Consider the following 22,251-nt stretch of genomic DNA (forward strand, 5'->3'; position numbering starts at 1 on the left):
ATTTCATTGCCGCCTCAACCGCTCCAGTCCGGGGTAATCCGGCGTGTAACGCCTTGCACGGAAAACGTGCGCCGGCAATCCGTCGGGAAACCGGTTGAAATACTCCCAAACGATCTGCCCGGAAGGATCCACCTCGAAAATCCAGGCCTGCTCCGCGCAGCAAATCAGCGTGTTCCCGCCGGGCAGCCTGTATGCGCTCGACAAAAGCAGGCTGAACATTGATTCACGCGGCTGCGCCTCGTACTCCCAAACCACGCCGGAGGGGCCGAATCTGGAACCGCCCAGTGGATAGCTTCCGTCCGGATTTATGGGCGGGCTGAATTCGACAACCGTGGAATAGGGCGGATTCTGCAAATCCGTAATGCCCACCTGGTTGTTGAAAACAAGTATGTTTCCTTCTCCGGGATATCCCTCCTTTATCCAGTTGGCGTTGTGCTGATAGTAAAACATCCTGTCCGAATCCGAGCCTGCGCGGTATGCGGCCGGATTGCCCCATCGGTAAAGGATGTCGCCGCCGCGCCCGTACCGTCCGCCCGTATGTCCCGCAGCCTCTTCAGTCGTCGTCGAATGGTCTATGACCCAGATTTCGTTGAACGCGTGTACGCTGATCAGGATTTGGTCGAGGTCTTCATCGTATTCGACCGAGTTGATATGCGTCAGCTCCAGCGTCGCGTTGGGATCGTAGTTTATATCGATCAACTCCGGGTGCGCCCCTGGATCTCCGTAGTTGTTTTTGGAAGGATCGAAATCCTGGATCAGGTGGTCAAGGGAATTCCACTCCCATACCACTATTCCGCCGTTCGCCCCTACCGGCTGAATTTCCCGAATCGAATCGAACCACATGCCCAACTCGGAAATGTTGGCCGGATTCCGCCCGGCTTCGGTTGCTTCCTCCGCCGTATAAGCGCTCCAGACAATTACGAGTACGTTGCCGTTGGGCATTTGCTTTACGTCATGGTGGATCAATTCCTCGGTCGTGGAAATCTCGTGGCTCCACAACAGGTTGCCGTCCCAATCGAACTTTTCCAGCCTGCCGCCGTTGACCATTCCGAACGGGTGCTCCTCGGTGTTGCAAATCCGCAGCAGCTCGCCGCCCTCCGTCAACTCGCAGCTGAAAGCGGGGATATACTGGCTCGTCCAGTAATGCACCACCTCTCCTTCCATATCCACCAAGTATGTTTTGTCTCCAATCAATGGCGCATAAAGCGTGTAACCGTCGCCCGAAAGCGGGATAACTTCCAGCGTGAAGTCGTACCTGTCGCTTCCCGCCGGATTTGACACCGTGAGACTCGCGGAGTAATTGCCCGGATTCGGCCCGAAATCGACCACGGGGCTTGAATCCTGGCTTTCATTCGGGGACGCTCCCCCGCCGAAGTCCCAGTGGAAAGCAAGCGGCTGGTCGCCCGAAACCTCCGCCGCGAACTTCCCCGGCATCGTGGCCATCCCGATATCGGGAGCAACACTTTCGATTTCCGGCGGATCGCCGATAAACACCGAAAATTCAATCGAATCGGAGCCGTATTCGTTCGAAACCGTCAAGCTGGCTTCATATTCGCCTTTCACAGTGGTCAGCGTCACGGCAGGGCTTGGTTCACCGGATTGCTGCGGTTCCGACAAAGTCCCAAACCGCCAGTCGAACAGGAAGGGCGCCTCGCCCGTCACCTCCGCCTCGAACGCGGCTGTGCTTCCGGGCTTTCCGGATTTGGGCGAAATTGAAATAATCGAAGGCGCTTCCCCGACCCGAAGTTCCCACTGATAAGTATCGCTTCCGAACGCGTTGGAAACCACCACAAACGCAGGGTAAACTCCGGTCTCGGTGGTCAGGGCCACCAGCGGCAGCTCGTCCATTGAAGTGTTCGGAACCGCCCCTCCGCCAAAACCCCAAAAATAGCTGAAAGGACCAGTACCGGATTCCAGATCCGCGTAAAATTGCACCTGGGATCCCGGCAAACCCCCGCGCGGCGACACGGATGCTATCTTCGGCAAATCGCGCCCCGAAAGGCTGAACACATCCGAGGAAGCAAATCGCGGCGGCTGTGCGGCATCCCGCACCGCAAAGTAATATTCTCCCGTCGAAAGCCCGGCCGCGTCGATGTCGAATGCAATACTCGCGCGGCCGTATCCGGTGTCCGACGCTTCGCGGTTGACGTTAACTTCCTGCCAGCCCGACTGCGGCTGTATCATCGAGGCGTACGTGCCCGACAACGAGCCGCTCTCCCACTCTTCCAACGAAGCGTTCGCCGCGGGAGCGCTTGTGTAAATTCCCGCGTAGATTTCATACTTCGCCTGATAGTTGAGAGCAATGGGAGTCACGTCGCTGACACCAATTTCGCCGGATAGATCGCCGTCAATGAACCGCTGGACGTTGTCCCGGTTTCCGTCAGTAACGGATTCGAGATAATTCAGCGCGATCGGCGTGATGTCCGCAACGCTTACTTCCCCGTCCAGGTTGTAATCTCCGGGCAGGTGATACCGCCAGGAAAATTCCGCGGTCCCCTCCCCCTTATCCTCCACCAGAAGCTGAAGCGGCGGACTGGCAATCTTCGCCTGCGACAGTGATCTGCCTTCCTCGTTCGCGGCCAGCTCCAGGACGAGCTTGCGCGCGAGCATTTCGAAGAGATGCCGGTCAACGCCTGCGGGAAGATTGTAAGAATCTATATCGGCGATCGCCGCGTCCATCGGGGAGACGCGGGGCGAAATCGCGGAATCCACGCGCGGGCTCCGGCCGCCCAGGGCGCGCGAGCAGCCGAAATCCGCCGCCGCCGCAAGCGACAAAAGCAAAACAATAACCGCGATTCTGACTCCGGCCATCATTGCTGTCTCAGACGCGCGAGTCCCGGATAATCCGGCGTATAACGCGTCGCCCTGAAAACCTGGGACACCACTCCTTCGGGAACGTTGACATCGTAATTCCAGACTATGGTCCCCGACTTGGTGACTTCGACAATCTTGCGGGGAAACGCGCTGCATATCATCGTATTTCCTCCGGGCAGCCGCTGAACGCTGGACAAAAGCTGGCTGAAAAGAAGCATGGGCGGGTCGGGAATGAACTCCCATTCCGGTGCAGGCGGACCGAACACCCCGCCGGCGAAATTGTAAACGCCTTCCGAAACGGTGGCGGGAGTCATTTCAATGGCGCTTGAATAAGGCATTCCGTCTATCAACCCCGGCTGGTTGTTGAAAACCGTGATGTTGCCGCCCCCTTCCAAATCGTAGGCCACCCACTGCGCGTCATGCTGCCAGAAAAGATACTGGCTGGCAACATCGTCCGCGCCGTACGCAGCCGGATTTCCCCATCGGTACAGCAGGTCGCCGCCCCTGCCGTATCTTCCTCCAGAATGACCGGCCGCTTCTTCGGTCGTAGTGGAGTGATCGATTATCCATATTTCGCAGTACGCGTGGACGCTGATTAGAATTTGGTCGAGCCGCTCGTTGTAGCTGACCGAGTTGAAATGCGTGAGTTCCAGCTGGGCGTTCAAGTCGTAATTGAAGTCCACAAGCTCCGGATGGTCGTCCGGATTGCCGTAATTCGGTTTCGCGGGATCGAAATTCTGAACCAGGTGGTCGAACACCTTCCATTCCCAAACGACGTTGGCATCGTCAGTGCCGACGGGCTGAATCTCCTTGATCGAATCCAGCCACATTCCGCCGCCGGAAACCCCTTCGGGATTCCTTCCGGCCGCGATCACCTCTTCCGGGGAGTATACGTTCCAGACTATCACCAGAAGATTGCCGTTCGGCATCAGCGTGAAATCATGGTGGGAAATGTGCTTCGGCCCTTGCACTTCGCATGACCATACGAGGTTTCCGTCCCAATCGCGCTTCTCAATCCTCCCCGCTCCCCCGGCTCCGAACTGGGATTGCTCTAGCTGGCACTGCCGGTACAAATATCCGTCCGGCGAAAGAAGCGCGCTGAAGGAAGCGGGATAATCGCTTGTCCATGAATTTGCGACATTTCCGTCCATATCGATCAGAAAAGTATCGTTCACTTTGACCGGCGCAATCAGCGTGTACCCGTCGCCTGATAGCGGAATGACTTCGAATTCGAATTCGAGCGTGTCGCTTCCGGCGGGATTGGAAACCGTCAGGCTCGCGTTGTATACGCCCGGATGCGGGCCGAATGTCACCGGCGGGCTTTCTTCCGCGCTTGCATCCGGCTGCGCCCCGCCCCCGAAATCCCAGTCGTATGTCAGCGGCGCATCGCCGGATACCTCCGCCTCGAACGTCCCATTGCGCGTCGCCATCCCTATGTCCGGAGTTACTCCGGTTATCTCCGGTGGATAGCCCACGTAAATCGAAAAGTCGAAAGTGTCTACTCCGTATTCATTCGTCACCGTCAGGCTCGCCGGATATTCGCCTTTCGAATCCGTGAGCGTAACCGAGGGGCTTTCTTCATTGGATACGGCCGGGCCGGCGGCATCGCCGAACCGCCATTCGTATGCGAGCGGCGGCTCCCCTGCGACGACGGCGGAGAACTCCGCAATCGCTCCCGGCCTGCCGGTAAGCGGCGTTACGGATTCGATCGAAGGCGCGTTTCCCACACCCAGCACCCACTCGTACGTGTCGCTCCCGTACGCATTCGTGACCGTAACGCTCGCGTTGTAGCTTCCCGTCGTTTGCGAAAGCGTCACGAGCGGCAGCTCCTCGCTGGATGCGTTCGGCGCGGCTCCCCCGCCGAAGTCCCACTCGTACGTGAACGGCGGCGTTCCGGCCGACACGTCGGCATAAAACTCCAAGTTCGTTCCGGGAATCCCGCCCGATGGATTAACGGACGCGATTTCCGGAATATCCCGCCCCGAAAGGCTGAACACGTCCGCCGAAGCAAACCTTGGCGGATTCCCCGCATCCCGCACTCCGAAGTAATACGTCCCTGAGGTCAGCCCTGCCACATTCATGTCCACCGCAAGCGCAGCGAATCCGTAGTCCGTCGCCGATTCGCTCCGGTTGACTTCCAGTGCAGCAGCCTCCGGATCCGCGGGAGTCAGCGCCGCAACCGCGCTGAACACCGCATTGGCACGCCATTCGTCCGAAGTCCAGTTCGACGCGGGCGCCGACCGGAAAATCCCGCAAATCACCCGGTAATTCGACTGAAAGTTGATGGCGATGGGAGTCACATCGCTAACGCCGATCTCGCCCGAAAGGTCGCCGTCTATGAACCGCTGCACGTTGTCCCGGTTCCCATCCGTAACCGACTGCAGGTAGTTCAGCGCAATCGGCGTGATATCGGCCACTCCCACTTCTCCGTCCAGGTTGTAATCCCCCGGATGGTGGTAGCGCCAGGAAAAGTCCGCCGTACCGTCCCCGTTGTCAGAAACTTGAAGCATAAGGGGCGGCGATGCGATCACCGCTTGTGATTTGGAGCGTCCAACCTCAAACGCCTCCAACTCGGATAGAAGCCGCCCGGCAAGCATAGAAAACAACCCGTCGTCCACACCGGCGGGCACCGCATACCCGGCCACCTCAATCCTGGCCGATTCAAGCAGAGATTTGGCAACATCAGGCAATGCGGAATCACGGCCCAATCGGCCTCTTCCCCCGCACCCCAGTAAAAAAGACGCGCACGCGATAAGCGCGCAAGCCGCCATGAATCGGAGGCAAGCCATAACAATGACTCCTCTGGTTTCCCAACGAAAATTATATATGAAACCGCTTATATGTTATCGCCCGATTTGAGGATTCGCCACATTTCGCGCGGTATTTCCGAAAATTCTTGTGCTCGGAAGCGGCGATATCTCCGCCTGTTGGCAAGCCTGAACGAATCGTTTGTTTTCCGTTGCTTTTTCTGGCCGCTCGACCTTCGGACCTGCCCCACGGAATCGCGCGCTGCGAGTCGCGGAGTGACAAAAGCCAAAATTCTCAAGCTCAAGCCGTTCATTCATATAACTCCGGGAGCGGTGTTATAATCGCCGCCGGCCCATTCCGGGAACGGATCTGCCGTGGCAGATATGAGCGCATCCGCCAGCGAACAGCCGGGAACCGAAAATGCAGCGCGCGACGAAGCCAACCCGTCGCGCGGGCAGCAATCCGTTTCAAGCTCCCAGGCCGCGCCGCCGAAAAACGACACGTTTCCCCATCCTCACGTGATTCCGACCGCGCCCGGCGCGTCCGCGCGCACATACCAGACGACGATCCGCGTTTTAAACAAGCTCTTTCTCCCCGCGTTCAAAATCTGGGTAGCGGGCGAAAAGATCGACGACGCCATTAAAGAAACGAAAAAACTCAACGCGCGGCACCCGAAGGCGACCGCGATAATCAACTTCCTCGGCGAGCATTACACCCAGGACTGGAAAGTGCTTCGGACGGTCAACGAATACATGCGCGCGATAGGGCGAATCTCGGACAGCCGCGTTCGCGCCAGCATCAGCCTCAAGCCGAGCCAGATGGGATTCGACCTGCCGGAAAACGGCCCCTCGACCGCGGAGCGCAACATGACCGCGATTGTCGAAGCCGCGGCGAAGCGCGGAATTTTCGCGTGGATCGACATGGAGCACACGGGATACACCGACTTCACCGTCGTCACCTACCGCGAATGGCTGCGGACGATGTCGAACGTCGGAATCGTCCTCCAGGCGAATCTGAAGCGGACGATGGCCGACCTGCGCACGCTTTGCACGCTCGACCGCGGCGAGTATCCGAATCCCGCGAAAATCCGGCTCTGCAAGGGGATTTACAAGGAGCCGCCGGAAGTGAGCTTCACGCAAAAGCCGGACGTGAACCGCAATTTCGGCGAGCTTATCGAGTATTTGATAAGCGAGGCGCCGCAGGACGTTTGGGCGGCCGTCGCGAGCCACGACGACGTTTACACCGACCTGGGAATCAAGCTGAATGCCGCGCGGCCGCACGCGTTCTTCGAGGTGCAGATGCTCCGCGGAGTTCGCCCGGAGCTGCAAACCGAGCTTATGGAACGCGACATCCAGCTGGCGGTGTATACGCCGTACGGCGAGGACAGCCTGCCCTACTCGTTCCGGCGCGCGACGCGGGCGAACAACCTGACGGCGACCGTCATCCGCAGCCTGCTTTCGGGGATATATAAAAAGGTGTACCAGAAGTGATTCGCACGCCGCAGCGTTTCGTCCGTCCGACTCGGTGGTAAAATCAATCCGGTGGCGCAAGCGTGAATCTGTTGTCGAGAGCTGTTCTTTTCTTTGCCGCGGCGGGGATTCTGGCCGCGTCCTCGTGCGCCAAGGACGCGCTCAAAGGCACCGTCCAGGGCGTTGAGAGGATTAACATTAATGCCACGTTCGATTCGTTAAGACCGGAAGTTTATTACTTCATCGTCCTCAATTTCACTACGACCACCGGCGTCAACGACACCAACCGCCCGCAGCACGTAATCAGCGGCACCGACCGCGGCGAGAACTGGGACTTTTACATCGTCTACCACCACTATGGAATCGAGGGCGGGCCGGCGGCTTGGGAAACGCTCTGGCGCAGGCCGGGCGATCCGCGCTACTGGATGGACGAAATTCCGCTCCAGTTCAACCAGCAATTTTTCTACTTAAGCGCCAGCGCGTCTTCGACCGGGATTCAGATAGCGCTCGATCCGCTGGAACTTACCGCGCCCGACAATTCGGTGCCGACGCGGTTCGTGCTGGACATAATGACCGCGGACCGCGGAATTGACCGCGAGACGAACTCGGACGACCGCGGCATCGTGTACGACTGGCTCGACGACCCGGTCATCGTGAATATTGCTGTGAACGAGCGGTTGAACGAGAGCGAGCTTTTGATCGAACAGCTCGACGACAGCACAAACCTGCCGCCGGGCACGGATCTTGTAACCTGGTCGGTGCAGGTAAGCTGATGGGCTGCCTAAACAAACTCGCGGGATGCATCGGAACGATAATCATCATCCTCGCGATTATCGCGGCGATACTTTATTTCTGGCTCGTACCGCAGCTTTCCGGAAAAATAGAAGACGGGCTTAGAAAAAAGCTTATGCTCGGCCCGTCGGCGACCGTCGAGATACAGGACACCGGAATAATCGCGATGTCGCAGGGCCGTATCGAAAAGGTCGTCGTGGACGCGCCCGAGGCGCGGGTGAACGATTACGTCGTCAAGAACCTCAAGTTCGACGCGGAGGGTCTCAAGTTCGACCTGATCAAGACCGCGTTCATGGGCGACCCGGTGATAGATACGCTGGGAGAGGGCGAACTTTCGTTCGACGTGCCCGCGGACACGCTGGCGTCCGTATGGAAGGAATCCGCGTCAAAGATCGGCGTGAGCGATTTCAAACTGACGCTGTCGCCCAAGGACTCCGAAGTCGGTCTCGAAGGAAAGTGGAAGATATCCTGGCTGAACAAGGAGTTCCCGTTCAGCGCGAAGGCGAAGCTGTCGGTGCGCGGGGGAAGCCTGATATTTTTCGAGATTCCGGAAATCCAGGTGGGCGACCTGAAAGTGGGGCTCGACCGGCTGAAGGACGGCATATCCAAAATCAGCCCGCGGATCGACCTGGGCGACTACAAGGTGAAGCTGGACATAAACGACATTTCGATCACAAACAGCGGAATCCACATCGAGGCGCACGCGGAAGAGGCGGAAGCGGAATCTTCCAACAGCAAATAGAAAATCGCAGTACGTTTACGGTATATAATCGACGCGTGCCCGCCGGATTGGATTCTGACTTTCTTTCCTCTTTCCTCTCCCTCTCGCGCGCGGCGTTCCTTATCGAGACCGACGGATCGCTCGCGGTGCGGTCCGCGAGCCGGGGATACTTCCGCGGGATAGGCGAGCCGCTCCACACGCCAGTCGGCAGAAACCTGCGGGAGCTGCTCGCCGGAGGAACCAAGACGGCGGCGAGACTTTCGGAACTTGCATCGCAGGGAGGAATGGAGCCGGTTGCGCTTACGTTCCTGCCGCCGTTTCCCCAGCCGCGCAACGTTTCGGGCGTGGCTCTTGGCGCGGACGGCAGGCTGCTGCTGTTGCTCGAACGCGACGTGGACACGGTCGGCGCGGACTATCCAGCGCCAGAGCGGAGCTTTGTAAGCGAGGCCGGGGTTCACAAGGAGCTTTTCGCGACTCAGGACGAGCTGTCCCGGCTGCGCCGCGATCTCTCGCAGGCGCTCGACAGGCTCGCCGCAATCGAAGACCAGCGCGCGATGCTGCAGATGCTGGTGCCGATGATCTCGGCGGTTGCGGACAAGGCGAAAGATTTATCGTCGCTCGCCTTGATCATCTCGACGCGGCTGGGCGGCGAGAATGCGGAAAACGACGAGCTGTTGGCAAAGCTCGAAGCCGAAAGCGCGAAGCTGCACGAATTCGGCAAGCGTCTGGGAAGAGGGCTGGGCTGATGCCGGCCCGGCGATTAAAATGGAAAACACCAATTTTCTCTACGACGACGTTGCGGCGCTCGTGCCGCTGACCGCGGAGCACGTGCCGGATATGGTTAAGTGGGTAAACGATCCGGCGGTCATCCACTTCCTGATGATTCCGGGCAACCTTACCACCGACCAGGAAATGCAATGGCTCGAACGCGTGAGAAACGACCAGAGCCAGATCGTGATGGGGATAGTCGAGCGGGAGGGGGGGAAATACGTCGGCAACATCGGACTGCACAACATCTCGCGGCGCAACTCGCATGCCGAGTACGGGATCTTCATAGGCGAGCGCGAATTCTGGGGAAGGGGAATCGGCACTTCGGCCGGAAGACTTATTATCGACCACGGCTTCAATACATTGAACCTGAACCGGATATTTTTGCGCGTTTACGCGTTCAACGAGCGCGGGATCGCGTGCTACAAAAAGCTGGGATTCACAGAGGAAGGTCGGCTGCGCGGCCACGTTTTCAAGGACGGGCGCTACCACGACGAGGTGATGATGGGAGTTCTAAGGGACGAATGGAACGAGCGATGGAAGGAGTGGCGCGCGCGGCAGCGAAAGCGGTACGGAATCGAGTGACGTTCACCGCGCCGGCTCGCCGATTTTTTCCTCGTCCGCCCAGAGCCCCCTGCCCTCCTCGCGCGCGGCGCGTTCCAGCGCGCGGAACTCCTCCATGTATTCAAACGGATACTTCGTGTACGCGAAGCCGTACCCCTGCGAGATAATTTCCGCGTTGATGAAGAAGTCGTCCGGATAACGCCATACGTACCCGAGGGTGCGGCCGTAGCGGTCGCGCCTCTCGTAGCCGAACGTCATCCGCACTTGGCGGCCGTCCATCTCCCGCTTCGTGAACGCGGACGCCTCGCGCCCGAAATACTCCACGGGCTTTTGCGGATGCACGGTTTCCGGCGTGTCCACGCCGATCAGCCTCACCTTTTCGCCGTCCGAGAGCCGCAGCGTGTCCCCGTCCACGACTTTGGACACGCGGTACACCGGCTCGTCCGCGCTCCACCGCGGGCGCGGGATGTCCGCCGCGGTGCGCACCGACGGCGGATCGACGCGGATATCCGCGCGGCCGGAGTAGTTCGATTCGCCGCGCGCGCCTTCCGACGCATTCTGCGCCGGCGCGCTTTGTCCGCTATCGGGAGCACTGGTTCCGTCCGCCTGCGGCCGCGCAAGGATCGACGCAAGCACGAAGGCGACAACGAGCATCGCCGCGGGCGCGGATGCGCAGCCGCGTCTCAACGCGCGCCTCGCGGCGCGCCTTGCGCTTCTCCTGACGATACCCGACTGCCTGGGCACACTAAATGATACCCGTATTCAAGTGCTTTTGTCGAATATCGAACGAAAATTTGGAAAAAATTGTCGAGCCGGCAATTTTGTCGTCGTGAATGACGCCTTAAACGGCTGCAGAATTTCAGCTCTCGTCGCCAAACCGCTGGTATAATCCCGCGGCCAATGGAATCCGGAAAATTCGATGTGATTGTGGTCGGCGGCGGGCATGCGGGCGTGGAAGCCGCGCTGGCATGCGCGCGCATGGGGAGGAAAACCGCGCTGATCACGATGAGCTTGGACGCGATCGGCCGTATGAGCTGCAATCCCTCGATCGGCGGGCCGGCGAAAGGACATTTGGTCAGAGAAATCGACGCTCTGGGCGGCGTGATGGGGGAAGCGATAGACAAAAGCTTTCTCAACATCCGGCGTCTCAACACAAGCAAAGGCCCGGCGGTCTGGACGCTCCGCGCGCAGGCGGACAGGCCTCGCTACGCCGCCGAAATAAAGGCCGCGCTAGGCCGCGAACGAAATCTGGAAGTCATTGAAGGCACGGTCGGAGAGCCGATCGTACGCGAAACGGCTCCCGGAAGCGGCTATGAGATGCAAATCGAAGGCGTCCGGACGGTTGAAGGCCGAGAATTCTGGGCGCGCCGCGTCGTCATTTGCCCGGGAACTTTTCTCGGCGGGATGCTTTTTATCGGAGAAGAGCGGATTATCGGCGGCAGGTGGGGCGAACCTGCAAGCCGGGAGCTTTCCGATTCTCTCCGAGCGTTAGGATTCAACCTTGGAAGGCTAAAAACGGGAACTTCGCCGCGCGTCGACGGCGCATCGCTGGATTACACGGCGCTAGAAGTTCAACCTACCGAGTATTTCGAAAAAGGTTTTTCAAGCTTCCACCACATGGCGGATCTCCCGACTCTCGCCTGCTGGCTGACGCGCACGAACGCGGAAACAATCGAATACATAGGGCGCAACCGCCACCGCGCGGCGCTTTTCAGCGGCGACATTACGGGCGTCGGCCCGCGCTACTGCCCCAGCATCGAGGACAAAGTCGTCCGGTTTCCCGAAAACATCGGCCATCCGGTGTTTGTCGAGCCGGAAGGCTGGGATACCGAGCAGGTCTATCTGCAAGGGCTGTCAACTTCGCTTCCCCGTGATGTCCAGGAACGATTCGTACGGACCATTGCGGGGATGGAAAACGCCCGGATCAACCGGCCCGGCTATGCGGTCGAATACGATTACCAGGATCCGATGTTATTGCATCCGACACTGGAAACCAAGCGGTGCAGGGGACTTTACTTCGCCGGACAAATCAACGGAACCAGCGGCTACGAGGAGGCGGCGGCGCAGGGCATTGTCGCGGGAATCAATGCCGGTCTGGCTTCAGCCGGCCTTGGCGAATTTGTTTTGGGCCGCGATCGCGGGTATATCGGCGTTCTGATTGACGATCTCGTCACCAAAGGCGTAAACGATCCGTACAGAATGTTTACGGCCCGATGCGAATACCGCCTTCTTTGCCGCCACGACAACGCGGCGCTGCGACTGGCCGAACTTGGATTTAGAGCGGGCTGCGTTTCGGAGCGAAAGCTCGCCTTGATTTCGGCGCTCAAAAACGAAATTGACGAGCTTTCGGCCTTGCTGAAAAGCCTAATTCTGCGCCCGGAAGAGGTCCAGGCGCTTGGAGCGGGCAACAAGGGCGCAAAATCGGCATTCGAAGCTTTGAAGGTGCCGGAAATGTCGATTGCAAAAATGTTTCACGTGAAACAATCGCTCGATCCATCAGCCCTTGCAAACGGCTGGGGCGCGCTGGCGCGCTTCTCGCCCGAAGCGATTGAGCAGGCCGAGGTGGAAATCAAATATGAAGGATATATCGCCCGGCAGCTCGAAGAAGTCGAGCGCTACCGGCGCAGCGAATCGCTTGCCGTTCCGCGTCAATTCGATTTTGCTTCGCTTACAAATATGTCCAAGGAAGCCCGCGAAAAACTGGACAAAGTTCGGCCGCGGACATTCGGCCAAGCAATCAGGGTGAGCGGCGTTTCCCCCGCGGACGCCCAGGTGCTTCTGATCGGACTTCGGGCCGCAGCCGCGAACGCTTGAGGCTCACGAAACCAGCCAGTCAATTTCGCGCGGCAATTTCCCAATTCCAAATATTTCACAAGCGTAATCAAATCATTAATGCATTTTAATAGCTCTCAACCTTTGCGAATATGGAGAATTCTCATGCGCCTCATGAAGCCCCGAAAATGCACTATACTGATGTATTGCTGATTTTGGCCGATTTCGCGGCTTTTCCACAAGTTATCAACATGACGAGTTGTTAACATCGCCTGGCGCTTTTCCTTGTCTAACTGCATGTTGACTTTTATTAAACCCTCCCCCCCTCGCGCAAGGCATTATCAGGCCGCATCAGTATTGAATTCCGGCCGCGCATTGTCGCAATACAGGCTCTGGATAAGGCTTCAAGCCGATTCTTGCACTCTGGAATTTTTTTGCTATCGTAGCGTTTTGGCGCGGTCTTAATTTGACAACTCGAAGTGTTGACAATAAACTTAATTATCTCTCTTACCGGAGGTGTGTTGTGGCTGCAAAGAAGGTGACAAGCAAGGCTGCAAAGCCTGCTGCCAAGGCTGCTGCGAAGAAGGCCGCGCCCGCGAAGAAGGCTGCGCCCGCGAAGAAGGCTGCGCCTGCGAAGAAGGCAGCACCGAAGAAGACCGCAACCAAGAAGAAGTAGCAGGTTTTGGTCTTACCGGACCTTGTTGTCTGGTGAAAGGGCTTTCGGCTCTGGGCCGGAGCCCTTTTTTGTCGCCCGGATTCGGGATAAGTGCCCGTCCGGGTAAGCGCCGTCCGCACGATGTTAGGGATGTGACGCGATTCACTTACAAATCCCCGTTCCGGCCTTATATGTTTGCCTCCGCTTCCGCCCCGACTATATAATCGGCTTTGGACCGGCGGCGATGCCAAAGCGCGATTGGATAACGATGCGCGCGGGAAGCGCACCTTGCATTTGCACCTAGGCACCCGGCGAAAGATGGTACGCGGCACAGTTCGCGCCGCGTCCGGATTGCGTCCCGATCTCGGTTAAGAGGTGGAACCATGAATCTCGGAAAAGTCACTCTCGACGGCAATTACGCCGCGGCTTACGTGGCGCATGCGACGAACGAGGTGATTGCGATATATCCAATCACTCCGTCTTCGGTGATGGGAGAGGTGGCCGACGAATACTCGGCTCACGGAAAGAAAAACATTTGGGGGCAAGTCCCGACCGTCGTCGAGATGCAGAGCGAGGGCGGCGCCGCGGGCGCGATCCACGGCGCGCTGACCGGCGGCTCGCTTGCGACCACGTTCACCGCGTCGCAGGGCCTGCTTTTGATGATCCCGAACATGTACAAAATCGCGGGCGAGCTGTCTCCCACCGTTTTTCACGTTTCGGCGAGGGCAATTTCGGCGCAGGCGCTCTCGATCTTCGGCGACCACCAGGATGTTTACGCGACGCGCATGACCGGCTTCGGATTGATAGCATCCGGCAACGCGCAGGAAGTGATGGACAACGCGCTTTGCGCGCAGCGGGCGACGCTTAAAAGCCGCGTCCCGATGCTGCACTTCTTCGACGGATTCCGCACGAGCCACGAAGTGCAGAAAATAGACAACGTATCCTTCGATACGATGCGCGAAATGCTGGACGAAGAAGACATAATCGCGGTGCGGGACCGCGCGCTGCGCCCGGAAAACCCGACAATGCGCGGCACCGCCCAGAATCCGGACATTTATTTCCAAGCGCGCGAAACCGTCAACAGGTACTACGACGCATGCCCCGACCTGGTACAGGAAGCCTACGACAAATTTGCGCGGCTCACCGGGCGGCAGTATCATTTGTTCGACTACGTGGGTCACAAGCGCGCGGAGACCGTTATAGTGATAATGGGCTCCGGAGCGGAGACGTGCGAAGAAGCGATCAACTGGCTTAACAAGGAGCGCAAAACAAAGTACGGCTTGATCAAAGTCCGGCTGTACCGCCCGTTTTCCATACGGCATTTCATCGACGCGCTGCCGTCCAGCGTGAAGCATGTCGTCGCGCTTGACCGCACCAAAGAACCCGGCGCGGCCGGCGAGCCGCTTTATCTGGATGTCGTGAACGCCGTTGACGCGGCCGTCGCCGGCGGCAAGCTCCGCAAGCGCCCGCTCGTGATAGGGGGACGCTACGGGCTTTCCAGCAAGGAATTCACGCCGTCAATGGTCAACGCTGTTTTCGAGCACGCGCGCGGCTCCAACCCGTTCCACGGATTCACTGTGGGAATCAAGGACGATGTGACGCACCTCTCGCTGGAAATTCCGGAAGACCTCGACACAGAGCATCCTTCGACTTTTCGCGCGAAATTCTGGGGTCTCGGCGCGGACGGCACGGTTGGCGCAAGCAAAAACAACATCACCGTCGTGGGCGACAACTCGAAAAAGTACGTGCAGGGCTTCTTCGTGTACGACTCGAAAAAGGCGGGGGGCGTGACATGCAGCCACCTTCGTTTTTCCGACAAACCGATCAAAAGCACTTACCTGATTCAGCGCCCGGATTTCGTCGCGGTCCACAGCGAGTCCTTTTGGGGCAGAATCAACACGCTTAAGGGGATAAAGGAAGGCGGGACGGTTCTTTTCAACACCTTTCATAAACCGGAGGAGCTTTTCGACGCGCTGCCGCGGCAGGAGCAGGAAATCATTCTCGAAAGAAAGCTCAAGGTCTACTGCATAAACGCGTACGACATCGCGAAAGAGCTCGGCTTGCCCGGAAGAATAAATACGACGATGCAGGCGGCGTTCTTCAAGGTTTCCGGCGTTCTTCCCGAATCCAAATACGTCAAGGCGATCGAGGGCGCGATCAAGAAGAGCTTCTCATCGAAAGGCCAAAAAGTGGTTGATCAAAACATCGCCGCGTTCCGCAAAGGACTCACGGAAGTGCGCGAGGTGCCGATTCCCGAAAAGATAACCAAATCGGGCAAGCCCTTCAGCCTGATGATGAACATGACCGATGAAGAAAGGGAGTTCTACGAGGAAGTCGTCGTTCCGATCGCGCGGATGGAAGGAGATGAAGTTCCCGTATCCAAGCTCGCAGTGGACGGCTTCTTCCCCACCGCGACCGCGCAGTTCGAAAAGCGCTCGATTGCGACGCACCTGCCCGAATGGCACGCCGACCTGTGCACACAGTGCAACCTGTGCGCGTTCGTCTGCCCGCATGCGGCCATCCGGCCGAAGGTTTCCAAGGAAGCGGAGATCGAAGCCGATCCCAATGTCTATCAGACGATCCAATACGTGGACAAGCTGGCCGAACCGGATGACCGCTATCGCATCCAGGTTTATCCGGATGACTGCACAGGCTGCGAGGCCTGCGTGGTTGTGTGCCCCGGCATCGAAAAGATCGGCGGGCAGGAAACCGGCAGGCGCGCCTTGATGATGGTTCTCAAGAGCGAAATCGCGGACGACCTGCGCGCGTCGCTTGCGGAATTCGAGCGGCTGCCCGACACTCCGGAGCGGCTTATCAAGTCCAACGTCAAGGGCGTTATGTTCCGCCGTCCCCTGTTCGAGTTTTCGGGCGCGTGCGCGGGCTGCGGCGAAACTCCGTACATAAAGCTCGTAACCCAGCTTTTCGGCGACAGGATGATGCAGGCCAACGCGACCGGGTGCAGCTCCATTTTCGGCGGGACCGCGCCCACATCGCCCTACTGCAAGGACGATCGCGGATGGGGTCCGGCATGGTCGAGCTCGCTTTTCGAAGACAACGCCGAATTCGGAATGGGAATGCGGCTCTCCGTCAACAAGCTGCACGAAAAGGCGTTCATGCTGCGCGACAAGATTCTTGCCGACAGCGCGGCTCCGGGCGAAATAAAGGATCTCATCGCGAAGCTTGCCACGATAGCGGAGCAGTACAAAAGCGCTGACGCGATCCGCGAAAACCAGGATTTAATAGAAGAGCTGGCGGTCTTGCTCGAAAAGCGCGACGGGAAGCTGGACGCGGATCTGATGGAGCTCAAGGCGCTTCTCCCCTATTTCGTCAAGAAGTCGATCTGGATCGTGGGAGGCGACGGATGGGCATACGACATCGGCTACGGCGGACTCGACCACATGCTGACGAGCGGCGAGGACGTGAACGTTCTCGTTCTAGACACCGAGGTTTATTCCAACACGGGAGGCCAGCGCAGCAAGGCCACTCCGCTGGCCGCGGTTGCCAAGTTTGCCTCAAGCGGCAAGCGCGTCGCGAAAAAAGACCTCGGCCTTTTGGCGATGAGCTATCGCACGGTATACGTGACGAGCGTTTCCTACGGCGCGCGGCCGGGCCAGGTGGTGAAGGCGCTGATGGAAGCGGAGGAATACCCCGGCACATCGCTAGTTATCGCGTACGCGGCGTGCATGGAGCACGGTCTCGACCTGAAGGACGGCACGGTGCACGGCAAGATGGCGGTCGAAAGCGGCTACTGGCCGATTTACCGCTATGACCCGCGGCTGATAGACGAAGGCAAGAATCCGCTCCAGCTCGATTTCAAAGAGCCCAAGTACTCGTTCAAGGAATACGCGATGATGGAGAACCGTTTCCGCAGGCTCCTGCGCGAGTTTCCGCAGGAGGGCGAAGCGCTGCTCGGCATCGCGGAAACAGAGGTGCGCCGCCACTTCCTGTATTACAAGCACCTTGCCGAAATGGACTACAAGGATTTCAAGCGGGAAACGGCGGTCACCGCTTGAGCGGGGCGCGTTTGACGCCGCATTTATAGATGACTAGCGCGGGCCGGAGGCTGGTCCGGGTCCGGATCGGCATGCTGGGCCGAGAATCGGTTTTCCTTGCGCCGGCGGACGTCGAACTTGAAAACGACGCCGTCGTGGTGGTCGAGCGCGCATACGGCCCGGACTGGGGACGCGTATCCGGCGCGGAGGAAGACGTCGGCCAGGAAATCAACGAGTGCATCCTGCGCAAGGCGGACGAAGATGATTTGCTTGCAATAGACGCATCCGCTCCGGTGCAGGAGGATGTCGACACATTCAAATCCCTTGCCGCGGAATGCGGGCTTTCAATGAAGCTTGCGGGTATAGACAACAGCCTCGCGTTCGACAAAATCACGTTTTACTTTATCGCCGAGGGGCGGGTTGATTTCCGTGAACTGGTCAAGCGCCTTGTCAAGAAATACTCCCGCCGGGTCGAGCTGCACCAGCTCAATCTGGAAGACCAATACAAATTCCTGCCGTCTTTTGGAATCTGCGGACTCGAAGTATGCTGCAGGAAGATGAAAGGGTTGTTCGGAATGAAGGTCGCGGCGCGCGTATGCCGCGACCAGAGGATCGCGTACAATCCGATGAAAATGGCCGGATGCTGCGGCAAGGCGCGGTGCTGCTTCGCGTTCGAGCACGACAATTACGCGGAATTTGCCGCGAAGCTGCCGAAGCTGGGAGGCAAGGTAGAGTTCCGCGGCCGCGAATACAGGCTGGAGGACTGGGATATTTTCAGCAGATCCGTGATACTTTCCGATCCGGCGGAAGGCTCGAGCCGCCGCGTCGGATGGGACGAATTCACCGACGCGGAGATTGCGGGAGACAGCGAAGCCGCCGCAAGCGAGCGCGTGATTGACGCGGCTCCCGCGCCCCCGCAGCGGCGCGATCCGCCTGCAGGAACTCCCCGCGCCAGGCACGCGCGGCACGTTCGCGCGCGCGGGCCGCGGCGCGGGCAATAGCGGAATGCGCAAGGCGCATCCGAGCGCGGTTATAATCGGAGGGCGCGCAAGCGCAGACCGCAACCGCGGGGAGCACAGCCATGACAAAATTAATTTCCGCCGTTTTGGCAATCTTTTTCATTTTGCCCGTTACGCCGGCATGGCCGAACGACAGCGCGGCCAGCGTTGACGGTCTCGCGATAGCGCCGGTGCAGGGCGAAGTGGATACGGTGCGACTGGAAAAGGAAATTTTGAACATCCGGTTCGCTGACGATTATTACGCGTACGTGGACGTGACGTTTTTCCTCAAGAACGAATCGCCGGAGCCTGTAACCATTGCGATCGGATTCCCGGACGAGCGCGCGACGGTTTGGAGAAACGCTCCCAAGAGCGAAATGGAAGAACTCACTCCGGACGACTGGTTCGTAAACTGGTACGGCGGATATACGGGATGGATAGAAGATTTCACTTGCACCGTTGACGGCAAAAAAGTGGAGACAACCGACAGAACGCAGACTTTGCCTTACGAGCGCGATGTGCTTTCCGGCCTTTTGAACGCGTATTGGAACGAAGAACCTCCCCAGGGCGAATTTCCGTTCAACCTGGGGCCGCAATTCCTGCACCTTGCGCTGGGACTCGAAAAGGATCTGGAAGTAGTTTGGAAAAGCTTCGTGCTTTCCTGGGCGCCTGGCGAGACGCACAAAGTTCACCACACCTTCAAAGCGTACCGCGGCTCGAGCATCGGATGGGCGCCGCACATCACCAGCACTTTCGAATACACATTGATTACGGGCAAAAGCTGGAAGGGAACCATAGGCGAGCTTGTCGTCACCGCGACGCTGGATCCCGAAGTCAATTTCGAATGGCTAACAGGCGAGCCCGGCGACGAGTGGGCGGCGATCAACCGGCTGCTGTGGGGGAACGAGATGGAGGCGGCGTATCCGCCGACCGACGAAGAAGGCCAGCCGACGTCGTGGGAGGAATATTATCCGGACTGGGAAATCACGACCGGATGGCTGGAGCGCGTGGATTCGCGCACGCTGCGCGGCGTAAAGACAAACTGGGAGCCGTCGTCATCCGATTCTCCGGTCGTGCGGTTCGGCGCGTCGATGGTCGAGTATTACGCGCTCGAACAGGTATTCCCGGACAGCGCGACCGAATTGATTCCCGCGGAAACGCTTGCAGCGATGCCGCTCTCGCTTCTGCGGTACGGGCGCAATGAAATATACGCGCGCCACGGACGGAAATTCGCGGACGAGTGGCTGCAAAGCTGCTTCGAGGACAAGACATGGTACACCCCCGACCCGTCATACCGCTCGCCGCGCGACGACGACGAAAGGCTATCGGAAATAGAAAAGAAGAACATCGCCCTGATCAAAGCCGAGGAAAACCGCCGCAGGCATCCCAAATAGCTAGGTTCGGGAGTGCCGGAGCATGCCTAAGCCCGTGCAGCGGCAGGCCGCGGCAATCCAAAACAAGCATGGATTACTGGAAAGCAACCAATTCACGGTATAATCCCCGCGTGGGGAGGTGGCGCGAATGTTGCTCCGGTTTTTCAAATACTTGTATCTTTACCTGAACGGCACGCTCTCGCGGATCCAGTTCGGCTACCTGGTGCGCGAGGGAACGGACGTGCGTTTGGCCGCGTCTTACCGGTGGTCGGCCGAGCTTCGCGTCAAGGATAAGCCGCCGGAAACCGAGCGAGAAAAGATATTGCCCCTCAAAAACCACACGATAATCCTCAAAGATCTCACCGGGCTCAAGCCCGACACGCTCATTTACCAGGGCACGGACTCCGAAAAAGCCGAGGCCGCCATCAGCAAAATCAAGTACGACCTGTTCAATATGCCCTGTCACGAGTTCTACGAAAAGTGGGTCGTGCATCCGAACTTCGATTTCCTCGTCACGCCGCACGACCGGATGGAGATGGGAGCGTAGTGTCTATAGGAGTGCACCGGCTTGCCGGTGCTTGGGGCGGGAGCAAGCTCCCGCACTCCCAAAATATAAATTGTATAATCGCCTCTCCAATCCCGCGCAACGGAGGCGTCCGTGGACTTCTTCAAGCTCGCCAAGCCGCAGATAAGGGAAATCCGGCCGTATCAGCCCGGCAAGCTGTTCGAGGGCAGGGGGGACGTCCTCAAACTCGCGTCGAACGAGAACCTGCTGGGAATCTCGCAGCAAATCCGCGACGCGATTATCGCCGAGCTGGATTACGTCCACTATTATCCCGATGACGACGCGCTGCGCGTGCGCACGGCGCTTGCGGATAAATACGGCTGCTCGCCGGATAACTTAATCATGGGCAACGGCGCCGTCCAGATTATTTACTATCTCGCCGAGGCGTTCCTTCTCCCCGGCGACGAGATGATAATGGCCTGGCCCGGATTCTCGATATTCGACATTTACGCGCAGGCACAGGGCGCGACGCGCATCCGCGTCCCGGTTGATTTGAATTTCAAAGCGGATTTGGGAAAAATTCTCTCGGAGGTCACCGACCGCACGAAATTGATCTGCATTGACAATCCCAACAATCCTTGCGGGACGTACGTGAGCGAGCGGGAACTTCGGGATTTCCTGTCCAAGCTCCCCCCCCGTGTTTTAGTTTTGCTTGACGAGGCGTATTACGATTTCACCGACGCGCCCGACTATCCGGAGGCGACGCTTATATGGCGCGAATTCCCGAACGTCGTCGTAGCGCGCACGTTCGCGAAGGTGTACGCGCTCGCGGGGCTGCGGGCCGGAGTCGGAATCGGGCATGAGGGCATGATGCAGGTGCTGTGGCGCGTGAAAGGCCCGTTCAATTTGAACAGGCTCGCCGGCGCGGCGCTTCTCGCGGCGCTCGGCGACGAGGAATTCTACAAAACGACAACCGAAAACGTAAAGCGGATGCGGAAATACATCGACGCGAAGCTGACGGAAGCCGGAATATTCCACCCCCCCTCCCAGGCGAACTTTTTTCTATTGGACAGCGGCGTGGACGGAAAAAAACTCAACGAGCTGATGAACGAGGACGGCGTATACCTGCGCCCGATGGCGGGATTCGGCCTGCCAACTTATTTTCGCGCAAGCTTCCCGCCGACCGAGGAACAGGCCGAAAGATTCATCGAAACTCTGGTGAGGAATATAGGAAGCGTGAGGGGATTTTGAATCAAGCAACAAGATGCAGCGCGGATTTTACAACTTTTAACATATCTCAACATGAATCTATAGAATATTGAAACTTATTGAGGGTATCATGCCATGCAAGTCGGCAGCCAGCTCCCTAGTACTTTGCGCATGGGCACGGTTGGTTAGCCGGCAAAGCAGTCTGAGTATTCTTCTCGGGGTGAAATCAATTGTGATAATGCGGGTAATTGAATTGTTATCAGGTTTCCAAGAGGCGAAGCTTAGCAAATTTCTGCGCGCACTAAATCAAACTCGCTTTGCCTCCGCGACTTACTTGCTCCTTAACGCTATGGCAGCGCTATTCGGGTGCACCGTTCACTCCGCAAAGGCCGTGGATTCAATACCAAGTGCCTTTAACCATGAACTTATCCTACATCTATCGCAGGTTCTGCAGGAAAGGCTCTCGGAACTCGGCACCGCTAATCGTGCTGCATTGGTACTTCCTTCCGAGGATGCCGGAAAGGTAACCGACCTAGCGTACGATCCAGCAACGAAAACGCTTTCGTGGAGTTATCGCAACACGGGCGATTACGATGTATCCGGCGAAGTGGGAGTATCCGACGTTACGCCGATAGCCTTGCATTATCTCGCGAATGCGAATGACGGACTCGGCGACGATCCGCTGGAGAAGTGGATAGACGGCGACGCGTCGGGGGAAATAGCCATCGGGGATGTCACCCCCATCGCGCTTGGCTATATGTCGCAAGTAGCTGGCTACCGGTTTTTCACTTCGCAGGTGATCGACGGCGAGTTTTACCGCGTGGGAGCGGACGTTCCATTCGGCGAGCCGGGAATTTTCCCCAAGACGTTT

The 22,251-nt window shown here is 58.3% G+C and carries 16 protein-coding genes; 13 read left to right on the plus strand and 3 right to left on the minus strand.

All coding sequences use genetic code 11. The annotated features are described in order from the left end of the window. Window positions 1–3: 3 nt before the first annotated feature. Window positions 4–2,814 (minus strand): aryl-sulfate sulfotransferase, encoded by a 2,811-nt coding sequence (locus HRF49_03690; protein MEP0813753.1) that lies wholly within the window; start codon window positions 2,812–2,814, stop codon window positions 4–6. After that, window positions 2,811–5,522, minus strand: coding sequence for a PKD domain-containing protein (locus HRF49_03695; protein ID MEP0813754.1), 2,712 nt, complete (start codon window positions 5,520–5,522; stop codon window positions 2,811–2,813). Before HRF49_03695 ends, HRF49_03690 begins: the two co-directional genes overlap by 4 nt. Before the next feature lie 423 nt (window positions 5,523–5,945). Between HRF49_03695 and HRF49_03700 the strand changes: the two genes are divergently transcribed. The 5 genes from HRF49_03700 (at window position 5,946) to HRF49_03720 (ending at window position 9,897) form a co-directional block, all read left to right on the plus strand. Beyond that, window positions 5,946–7,052, plus strand: coding sequence for a proline dehydrogenase family protein (locus tag HRF49_03700; GenBank protein MEP0813755.1), 1,107 nt, complete (start codon window positions 5,946–5,948; stop codon window positions 7,050–7,052). Between the two features lie 71 nt (window positions 7,053–7,123). After that, window positions 7,124–7,804 (plus strand): hypothetical protein, encoded by a 681-nt coding sequence (locus tag HRF49_03705; protein ID MEP0813756.1) that lies wholly within the window; start codon window positions 7,124–7,126, stop codon window positions 7,802–7,804. Further along, window positions 7,804–8,565, plus strand: a complete 762-nt coding sequence (locus tag HRF49_03710; GenBank protein MEP0813757.1) for an LmeA family phospholipid-binding protein — start codon at window positions 7,804–7,806, stop codon at window positions 8,563–8,565. The genes HRF49_03705 and HRF49_03710 overlap by 1 nt, the downstream gene beginning before the upstream one ends. 47 nt (window positions 8,566–8,612) lie before the next feature. After that, window positions 8,613–9,290, plus strand: a complete 678-nt coding sequence (locus HRF49_03715) for a hypothetical protein (protein ID MEP0813758.1) — start codon at window positions 8,613–8,615, stop codon at window positions 9,288–9,290. 19 nt (window positions 9,291–9,309) lie between these two features. Next, on the plus strand, window positions 9,310–9,897 hold the full coding sequence (locus tag HRF49_03720; GenBank protein ID MEP0813759.1) for a GNAT family N-acetyltransferase: 588 nt from the start codon (window positions 9,310–9,312) through the stop codon (window positions 9,895–9,897). Window positions 9,898–9,900: 3 nt separating this feature from the next. Here HRF49_03720 and HRF49_03725 read toward each other — a convergent pair whose 3' ends face one another. Then, window positions 9,901–10,563 carry a thermonuclease family protein gene (locus HRF49_03725; protein MEP0813760.1) on the minus strand — a complete coding sequence of 221 codons (663 nt, stop codon included), beginning with the start codon at window positions 10,561–10,563 and terminating at the stop codon, window positions 9,901–9,903. 213 nt (window positions 10,564–10,776) lie between these two features. Here HRF49_03725 and mnmG point away from each other — a divergent pair, with 213 nt between their 5' ends. From mnmG to HRF49_03765, 8 genes are all read left to right on the plus strand, one after another. Further along, window positions 10,777–12,690, plus strand: coding sequence for a tRNA uridine-5-carboxymethylaminomethyl(34) synthesis enzyme MnmG (mnmG, locus tag HRF49_03730; GenBank protein MEP0813761.1), 1,914 nt, complete (start codon window positions 10,777–10,779; stop codon window positions 12,688–12,690). 481 nt (window positions 12,691–13,171) lie between these two features. Then, window positions 13,172–13,324 (plus strand): hypothetical protein, encoded by a 153-nt coding sequence (locus HRF49_03735; protein MEP0813762.1) that lies wholly within the window; start codon window positions 13,172–13,174, stop codon window positions 13,322–13,324. Between the two features lie 362 nt (window positions 13,325–13,686). Beyond that, window positions 13,687–17,316: a pyruvate:ferredoxin (flavodoxin) oxidoreductase gene (gene nifJ, locus HRF49_03740; protein MEP0813763.1), complete on the plus strand. Its 3,630-nt coding sequence runs from the start codon at window positions 13,687–13,689 to the stop codon at window positions 17,314–17,316. 71 nt (window positions 17,317–17,387) lie between these two features. Beyond that, window positions 17,388–18,296 carry a hypothetical protein gene (locus HRF49_03745; protein ID MEP0813764.1) on the plus strand — a complete coding sequence of 303 codons (909 nt, stop codon included), beginning with the start codon at window positions 17,388–17,390 and terminating at the stop codon, window positions 18,294–18,296. 80 nt (window positions 18,297–18,376) lie between these two features. Further along, window positions 18,377–19,687, plus strand: a complete 1,311-nt coding sequence (locus HRF49_03750) for a YARHG domain-containing protein (protein ID MEP0813765.1) — start codon at window positions 18,377–18,379, stop codon at window positions 19,685–19,687. Window positions 19,688–19,814: 127 nt separating this feature from the next. Beyond that, a complete protein-coding gene (locus HRF49_03755) occupies window positions 19,815–20,213 on the plus strand; it encodes a hypothetical protein (GenBank protein MEP0813766.1) in 399 nt (132 codons plus the stop codon). Window positions 20,214–20,324: 111 nt separating this feature from the next. After that, window positions 20,325–21,422, plus strand: coding sequence for a histidinol-phosphate transaminase (hisC, locus tag HRF49_03760; protein MEP0813767.1), 1,098 nt, complete (start codon window positions 20,325–20,327; stop codon window positions 21,420–21,422). Window positions 21,423–21,873: 451 nt separating this feature from the next. Then, window positions 21,874–22,251, plus strand: a 378-nt coding sequence (locus tag HRF49_03765) for a hypothetical protein (protein MEP0813768.1), incomplete at its 3' end; no start/stop codon positions are given.

The sequence above is a fragment of the bacterium genome (assembly GCA_039961635.1).
In the GTDB taxonomy this organism is placed as follows: Bacteria; 4484-113; 4484-113; order JAGGVC01; family JAGGVC01; genus JABRWB01.